The sequence below is a fragment of the Fortiea sp. LEGE XX443 genome (assembly GCF_015206815.1).
Taxonomy (GTDB): domain Bacteria; phylum Cyanobacteriota; class Cyanobacteriia; order Cyanobacteriales; family Nostocaceae; genus Nostoc_B.
The window spans coordinates 40,660-48,168 of sequence record NZ_JADEXZ010000046.1 but is presented as its reverse complement, the minus strand read 5'-3'; the positions used below and the strand labels follow the sequence as shown (position 1 = coordinate 48,168).

7 protein-coding genes are annotated in these 7,509 nt (G+C 38.1%); 5 read left to right on the top strand and 2 right to left on the bottom strand.

Going from position 1 to position 7,509, the window contains the following annotated elements; all coding sequences use genetic code 11:
* Positions 1–22: 22 nt before the first annotated feature.
* Positions 23–397 carry a hypothetical protein gene (locus tag IQ259_RS17265; RefSeq protein WP_193886925.1) on the bottom strand — a complete coding sequence of 125 codons (375 nt, stop codon included), beginning with the start codon at positions 395–397 and terminating at the stop codon, positions 23–25.
* Positions 398–535: 138 nt separating this feature from the next.
* Between IQ259_RS17265 and IQ259_RS17260 the strand changes: the two genes are divergently transcribed.
* The 5 genes from IQ259_RS17260 (at position 536) to IQ259_RS17240 (ending at position 6,026) form a co-directional block, all read left to right on the top strand.
* On the top strand, positions 536–1,144 hold the full coding sequence (locus IQ259_RS17260; RefSeq protein ID WP_193886924.1) for a hypothetical protein: 609 nt from the start codon (positions 536–538) through the stop codon (positions 1,142–1,144).
* Between the two features lie 188 nt (positions 1,145–1,332).
* Complete coding sequence (gpmI, locus tag IQ259_RS17255) at positions 1,333–2,931, top strand: 2,3-bisphosphoglycerate-independent phosphoglycerate mutase (protein WP_193886922.1); 1,599 nt, start codon at positions 1,333–1,335, stop codon at positions 2,929–2,931.
* Between the two features lie 217 nt (positions 2,932–3,148).
* Positions 3,149–3,382 (top strand): preprotein translocase subunit SecG, encoded by a 234-nt coding sequence (secG, locus tag IQ259_RS17250; RefSeq protein ID WP_193886920.1) that lies wholly within the window; start codon positions 3,149–3,151, stop codon positions 3,380–3,382.
* A gap of 10 nt (positions 3,383–3,392) precedes the next feature.
* Complete coding sequence (locus tag IQ259_RS17245; protein ID WP_193886918.1) at positions 3,393–4,154, top strand: peptidase; 762 nt, start codon at positions 3,393–3,395, stop codon at positions 4,152–4,154.
* An 87-nt stretch (positions 4,155–4,241) separates the two neighbouring features.
* Positions 4,242–6,026 carry a DUF262 domain-containing protein gene (locus tag IQ259_RS17240; RefSeq protein ID WP_193886917.1) on the top strand — a complete coding sequence of 595 codons (1,785 nt, stop codon included), beginning with the start codon at positions 4,242–4,244 and terminating at the stop codon, positions 6,024–6,026.
* Between the two features lie 38 nt (positions 6,027–6,064).
* On the opposite strand, the gene IQ259_RS17235 is transcribed toward IQ259_RS17240, so the two are convergent.
* A complete protein-coding gene (locus IQ259_RS17235; protein ID WP_193886915.1) occupies positions 6,065–7,213 on the bottom strand; it encodes a glycosyltransferase family 4 protein in 1,149 nt (382 codons plus the stop codon).
* Positions 7,214–7,509: the final 296 nt, after the last annotated feature.

The window sequence follows — 7,509 nt, the reverse complement described above, 5'->3', positions numbered from 1 at the left end:
GGTCGCAAGGTAACAGATGAATTTAAGCAGATGATGGAAATTGTATTTGATGATTATTTACCGCAATGGAATTATACAGCAGTCCCGCAGACCTCATAATTCTGGATCTTATTTTATCCTCATTCCTAACCGATTTGATTCTTGATTTCATAAGTTCATAAAGTGCAAGTATTGAACCCGTGATACCACCAGCCATCATAGCACCTACACCCGGTGCAATAACTCCAGACACAATTGTTGCAACTCCTCCGAGTGCTGCATAAGCGTTTCTTTCTACATCAATTTTTGCCAACGCTGTATCGATTTCATCGTTAGTAAGTTCCCAACGACAACCCCACTCGAAACTTTCCCACTTTCCAACTGACTCAAACCCCTTAAAAATATCAGGAACATCCATAATGTGTGATCGCTATTTTAAAAAATTAGATTTTTCCTAAGTATTATACAAAAAAATTCTGTATATCAAATCAAAATAATGAGTACAATTATTATTAACACCATATATCACTATGCGTTGGCTGCGATCGCCTAATTCATGAGCAAAGCCAAAATTCTTAACCAATCGGAGAGTTATACCTTTAGTAAATATGCCGAATTAGCCTACGATAGCGCCGATATCCTAGCTGAATTTGGTGTAACTCTCAAAAATAGCTCCCTCCAACTCCCACAACAGTTACCAATCGATCCTGAACCACTAAAAATAGAATTACAAGAAAATCTGACTTTGGTAGATCCTGTTTCAGAGATAGCTAGAAGGGAAGCACTGATATTTCCAATTCTCAAAACTGTTTGTAAATTCATTGAAGTCCCTCTCAAAATTGAATATCCTGTGAGAGTGAACAATTGGCTCAAAGGCACTTTTGATTATTTCATTTCTACTGAACAAAATTTATTAGTAATTGAAGCTAAAAATGCAGATTTAGCAAGAGGCTTCACCCAACTAGCGGTAGAATTAATTGCCCTTGATCAATGGACTGATTCAACAGTTCCCATGCTCTATGGCTCTGTAACCACGGGGGATACTTGGAAATTTGGTAGTTTTCAGCGACAAGAAAAAATAGTTTACAAAGATACCAACACATACGCCGTTCCTAGTGATTTAAATTTGGTGCTTTCTACTCTCTTTGGTATAAGTTTGAGCTAAGGCAGATCAAAAAATTAATTTTTGAAATGCAGTATCACACCATTGATGTGTAAAATTTGCAAAACTGCAAAAAAATCTAAAAAAGCTGTGAATACATGAGAAATTAAGTTAGTAAGCAAAATTCACTTGCACCTGTGATTAGCAGTGGTATCATTCGGGTATTACAAAAAGTAAAGGGCAATATGACTATGACCAAAGCACCTGTTGCTCCTGTGGTGCTAGTCATTTTAGACGGATGGGGCTACTGCGACCAGACGCGAGGAAACGCCATTGCTGCCGCTAAAACACCAATTATGGACAGCTTGTGGGCGGCGTATCCGCATACACTCATCCGCACATCAGGAAAAGCCGTAGGCTTGCCAGAGGGTCAAATGGGTAACTCAGAAGTTGGTCATTTGAATATCGGCGCTGGGCGAGTTGTGCCACAAGAACTAGTACGCATCTCAGATGCGGTGGAAGACGGTTCAATCCTCAGCAACCCTGCACTGGTTAAAATTTGCCAGGAAGTTCGCTCTCGGAATGGCAAGCTGCACTTAGTAGGGCTTTGTTCTGATGGAGGGGTACACTCGCACATTACCCACCTGTTCGGACTACTTGACTTAGCCAAAGATCAGCGAATTTCAGAAGTTTGTATCCATGCGATTACTGATGGTCGTGACACTTCCCCTAGCGAAGGTATAAAAACGATACGGCAGTTGCAAGATTACATCGACCACATTGGTATTGGACGCATAGCTACCCTCAGCGGCCGTTACTACGCGATGGATCGCGATCGCCGCTGGGATCGAGTCAAGCGTGCTTACGATGTCATGTCCCAAGATGGTGCAGGTGATGGACGAACAGCAACACAAGTCTTGCAAGCATCTTACGCCGAAGGCGTGACAGACGAGTTTATTATCCCAGTCCGCATTGCTCCTGGTGCAGTGGAACCAGAAGATGGGGTAATATTTTTCAATTTCCGCCCTGACCGTGCTAGACAACTGACTCAAGCCTTTGTCAGTTCAGAATTTACGGGCTTTGAAAGACAACAAATTCAGCCACTGTCGTTTGTTACCTTTACCCAGTACGATTCAGACCTACCAGTGACGGTAGCCTTTGAGCCGCAGAACTTGACTAATATTCTCGGTGAAGTCATTGCTAATCATGGTCTGAAGCAATTTCGGACTGCGGAAACAGAAAAATACGCCCACGTCACCTACTTTTTTAACGGTGGTTTGGAAGAACCTTTTGCTGGGGAAGACCGAGAACTTGTCAACAGTCCGATGGTGGCGACTTATGACGAAGCCCCAACCATGTCAGCAGCAGCAGTCACAGATGTGGCGATCTCGGCAATTCAAAAGGGCATATATTCCCTAGTGGTGATTAACTATGCTAACCCAGACATGGTAGGGCATACTGGTCAAATGCCAGCCACAATCACAGCAATTGAAGAAGTGGATCGCTGTGTGGGTCGTCTCCTGGAAAGCATTATCAAAGCTGGCGGAACAACAATTATTACCGCCGATCATGGCAACGCTGAGTATATGCTAGATGAAGAGGGTAATTATTGGACAGCCCACACTACCAATCCAGTACCCTGGATTTTGGTGGAAGGTGAAAAAGTTAAAATTCCTGGACATGGTACCAATGTTGAACTGCGTAGCGATGGCAACTTAGCCGACATTGCGCCCACCATTCTAGAGATTTTACAGCTACCTCAGCCACCAGAAATGACCGGGCGATCGCTGGTGAAACCAGTAGAGTTTGACCTCAAACGCGATCGTACACCCATGCAAATTGGTCTGTAAACAAAGTTAGAAGTTAAGAGTTAAAAGTGATGAAACAAAGTCCTTCTAACTCCTGACTTCTTCATTTTCAAACAGTTATAAGTAGAAAGGTGCAAATAAACCGAACTATGTAACGGAAAGTAAAGTAGCTTGAAAACCTCTTCCCTTCTGCCCTCTGCCTCCTGCCTTGTCATAACGACAATTTTTAACACCTACCTACTTAAATGAGATTACTAACATGACAGTAACAAGCATCGTACAAATTGTTTGGGCTTTAGCCGCCCTTGGCGTAATTATTTTGGTATTGTTGCACAGCCCCAAAGGTGACGGTATTGGTGCTATTGGTGGACAAGCCCAATTGTTTAGCAGCACCAAGAGTGCAGAAAACACCTTAAACCGAATTACTTGGGCTTTAACAGTAATTTTTCTCGGTTTGACAGTGGTTTTGAGTGCTGGTTGGCTACCTAAATAAGGATAGGGAAATGGGGAAAATCACCCTACACCCAATATTTAATATCCAAGAAAATCTCGTTTTACGGCGTTTACTAGCAGTCCTGACCTTAGCTATTGGTACAGGACTGCTAGTTATTTTTGCTAGTTTAAAATCCGATGCTATCCTAGCTAAATCCCTTCCTTCCCAACAAGCGCATTCTCTGCCGCCCACATTAGCACAATGGCAAGATAGTACGAACAGCGGTGATTACTTTTCTCAAGTTGCGACAACCGAATTAGGTTATTTAGTTTGGTCGCAATTTCCGGTTCGAGTTTATCTAGCAAGACCACAAGGAATTAGCAATCAACAGGCTGAAGCATGGGTTAACGATGTCTTACAGACTGTACAAGAATGGAGTATTTATTTACCTTTAACTATAGTTGAAGAACCAGAAGTTGCTGATATTAAAATTTTGCAGAAAGCACCGCCATTAGAACTTTCACCTGATAAAAAAATCACTCGCGCGCGTTCTGCACTAACTAGCTACGAAATATACACCAACAATAATCTTTTATTACACCGTTTCACTATCCTACTAAGTCCTAGCCAAACAGGTAGTTATCTCATTGCAGCCGCCCGCCATGAACTCGGCCACGCCTTGGGAATTTGGGGTCATAGCCCATTACAAACTGATGCTTTATATTTTTCCCAAGTTCGTAACTCGCCGAATATTTCGCCCAGGGATGTGAATACTTTGAAGAGAGTTTATCAGCAGCCAACAAGTTTGGGGTGGATAATATCTAATTATTAGTAATTAAAGTTTAAAAATTAAATATTTTTTTTAATAAAATGAATACATAAATTTATCTGCTAAAGCAGGCAAGGAGAATAAAGCTTAATGGCAGCAATTGAATCTCGTGATTATACTTTAGAGGAATTATTTCAAGATTTTTATGTAGTTAAAGAGTACCAGCGTGAATATGTTTGGGAAGAAAAACAAGTTCTAGAACTTCTTGAAGATGTCTACGAACTATTTCTAGATAATAAATCTGGCTCTGACTGGGAGTGTTTTATAGGGAGTATCATTGTCTGTAAATCTCAGGAGTTATATGAACTTATCGATGGTCAACAAAGAATGACCACTGCTTATTTAATTTTGTGTGCCGTTAGAGATTATTTACTAGAATTAAATCCTGATGAACCTGTCGGTAAAATTAAAGAATTTATTACTTCATATTGTGTGGAACAAAATGGAAATGAGAGATTAAAAGAAAGAATAGAGCTTCAGTATGATGACGAAAGCCGCCATGTTTTGGAAAAAATTGCTAGGCAACAAAATTTTTTAGATATTTCTGAAAATAGTTCTGTACAACGTATCAAAAATGCTTATCAAGTCGCATTAAAATTTCTAAAAGATGAATTTGGTGGAAACGAAACTACTATTCAGCAAGTTAGACTATTTTTTGCACGTTTTATTAAAAATGTAAGGGTAGTTCGTGTAGAAACCAAGAGTATGTCTCAAGCGCTCAAAGTTTTTGCAACTATTAATAATCGTGGAGTTGGCCTTGATTCTATGGACTTACTCAAAAACCTCATGTTTATCCAAATTAGTAAAGATAAAATCATTAAAGATAAAGACTTTGAAAGGCTTAAAAATAAGTGGAAAGAAATGCTAAAAATTTTATATGAATCCAATGAAAATCCTATAAGATTTCTCCGTTATTTTATTATTTCAAAATATGATTCGGAACGGATAAGAGAAGATAAAATTTATGAATGGTTTGATAAAAATGAAAGTAAATGTAAATATAAAGATAACCCATTTGAATTTGTTGATTCTTTGTTAAAATCAGCAAAAGCATTTGCAAATTTTAAAGAAGGAAAAGACATTTTTGGAAAACATAACCGTTATTTATTAAATATATCTTATCTCTCAACTAGTCAGCATTTTGTTTTACTTTTAGCATCTCAACATTTCTCAAAAGAAATGTTTATAGAAATTTGTAAACATCTGGAGAATTTCTTATTCATCTATATTATTACCGAGGCTAGGTCAAGTAAACTTGAGGTTTTATTTGTAAAATGGGCATCCAAGTTAAGGCAAATTAACAATCAGCAGTCACTTGATAAGTTTATATCTGAAGAAATCCAGACAGAAAAACAAAAATTATCAGAAAAATTTTTACTTGCTTTTCGTCAACTTGATGAGAATTCTGTACGTAAAAAAGTATTACAGTATATCCTAGCTAAACTTACGCAATATATTGATGAATTAGCCTATGGAGATATAGAAGCTCATACTAATTTAAAAAACTACATAAATAGAACTGTTGAAATAGAGCATATACTACCTCAAAACTATGAGTTAGTAAGAGCTTCTTTTGATAAAGAAGACCAAATATACAAATATGTTAAATATTTAGGAAATCTTACTTTAATAGAAAAGTCTATTAATACTTCAATAAAAAATAAAACATTTGAATTTAAGAAAAATGCTTATCAAAAGTCAAAGTTTTTAATTACTAAGTCAATAGTAGAACCAATAAATATTGGATTAAACACAGCAATTGACCGTGCAGCAAAAGACTTAAGCACATTTACTGTTTGGAACTCTGAGTCCATAGAGTACCGCCAAGAAATGTTAGCACAATTGGCAGCAAAAGTTTGGGACATTAATTATTAAAAAAGTCACAAAGTCATAGGCTACTATTTAATTTTCTCCTATGCACCCCAACTCAGATGTACAGGTCGCTGTACTAAAATTTCCTTATATAATTCTTCTAGCTGAGTAATATTCTTACTCAGGGTATAGCTTTCTAGTACGCGTTTTCTAGCCTTCTGCCCTAATAATGTTGTTAACTCTGGATGATCTTGACATAGTGGCAATAGGGTTTTCAATTGCGATCGCACTGTTTTAGTATTTAAAACTATGCCTGCCCCTTTTTCCAATACTTCTCCATCTGCACCTACATCTGTGGCTATACAAGCGACTCCACAAGCCATTGCTTCTAATAACGATAGAGACAGACCTTCTACCAAAGAAGGCAAAATAAATACATCCGCGCCCCGTAAAATTTCGATGCGTCTTTCTTCTTCAGCTATAAAACCTAGCCAGATAATGCCATATTCCCAACCATAAAATGGTTCTAAAGAAGCTCTTAAAGGGCCATCACCTACAATTAATAACTTACTATCCGTCCCCATATTCGACTGTTTCCAAGCTCGAAGGAGGGCTTCAACATTTTTTTCTGGGGCTACGCGTCCTTGGTAGACAAATAAGCGTTCAGCGTTGAATTCTGTTTTAATTTGAGAATATCCAGGGGAATATTTGACAGTATCTACACCATTAGGAATAACGGCAATATTTTCCTTCCGCACACTCATACTTGCCAGTAATTCTCGCTGAATTTGAGAAAATACAATTACGCGATCGTAGTTATCTAAAAAAGGTGCATATAATTGATAAGCTAACAGTTGAGTTCCTGATATGAGCTTTGCTCCTTTGCCTGCAAACGGTGTGTGAAACGTTGCAACTAGAGGCAAATTTAGCTGTTCGCAAATTTCTGGTAGAAAAAAATCAAGCGGAGATAGAGTCAAGGAAGCATGAACTATGTCCGGTTTGATTTCCCTTAACGATTCGGTTAGAACTTTGGTTGCTTTCAGCGCGGGAATTGTATAAACCTGAGACTTGTAAATGAAGGGTAGAGAAACTTCTTGGAATTTCGGCCAGTTGTCTGGTTCAGGTTCTTCTTGAGCGAAGTGAAGAAAACTAACTTGATGTCCTCTATCTAGCAAAGCATTTGTAATCTCTCGGCTGTAGGTGACATTGCCACAAAAGGGCGATTTTTTTCCAATCCAGGCTATACGCATTCTTTAAAGTTAGTTATAAGAAAGCTAGTTTCATTTATTAGTTTTGCGCCTTAGCTGTATTTAACTTGATCCTGATTTTACTTGATGATTTTTGATACAATAATACCGATGTAAGCCATTGTTAAAGTTGGGTATCAACTGATAAAAACAATGGATTTTCGGCTTGATTTATCTTAATGAATAAGTTGCTGATTTTTCACTTGGAATACAACTTAATTCTGTGTAATATCAGGTTTATTCCCAGCGACTAGGCACTAAATTATTTGTGGATTTAGTTTACCATGAAATCAAAGTCA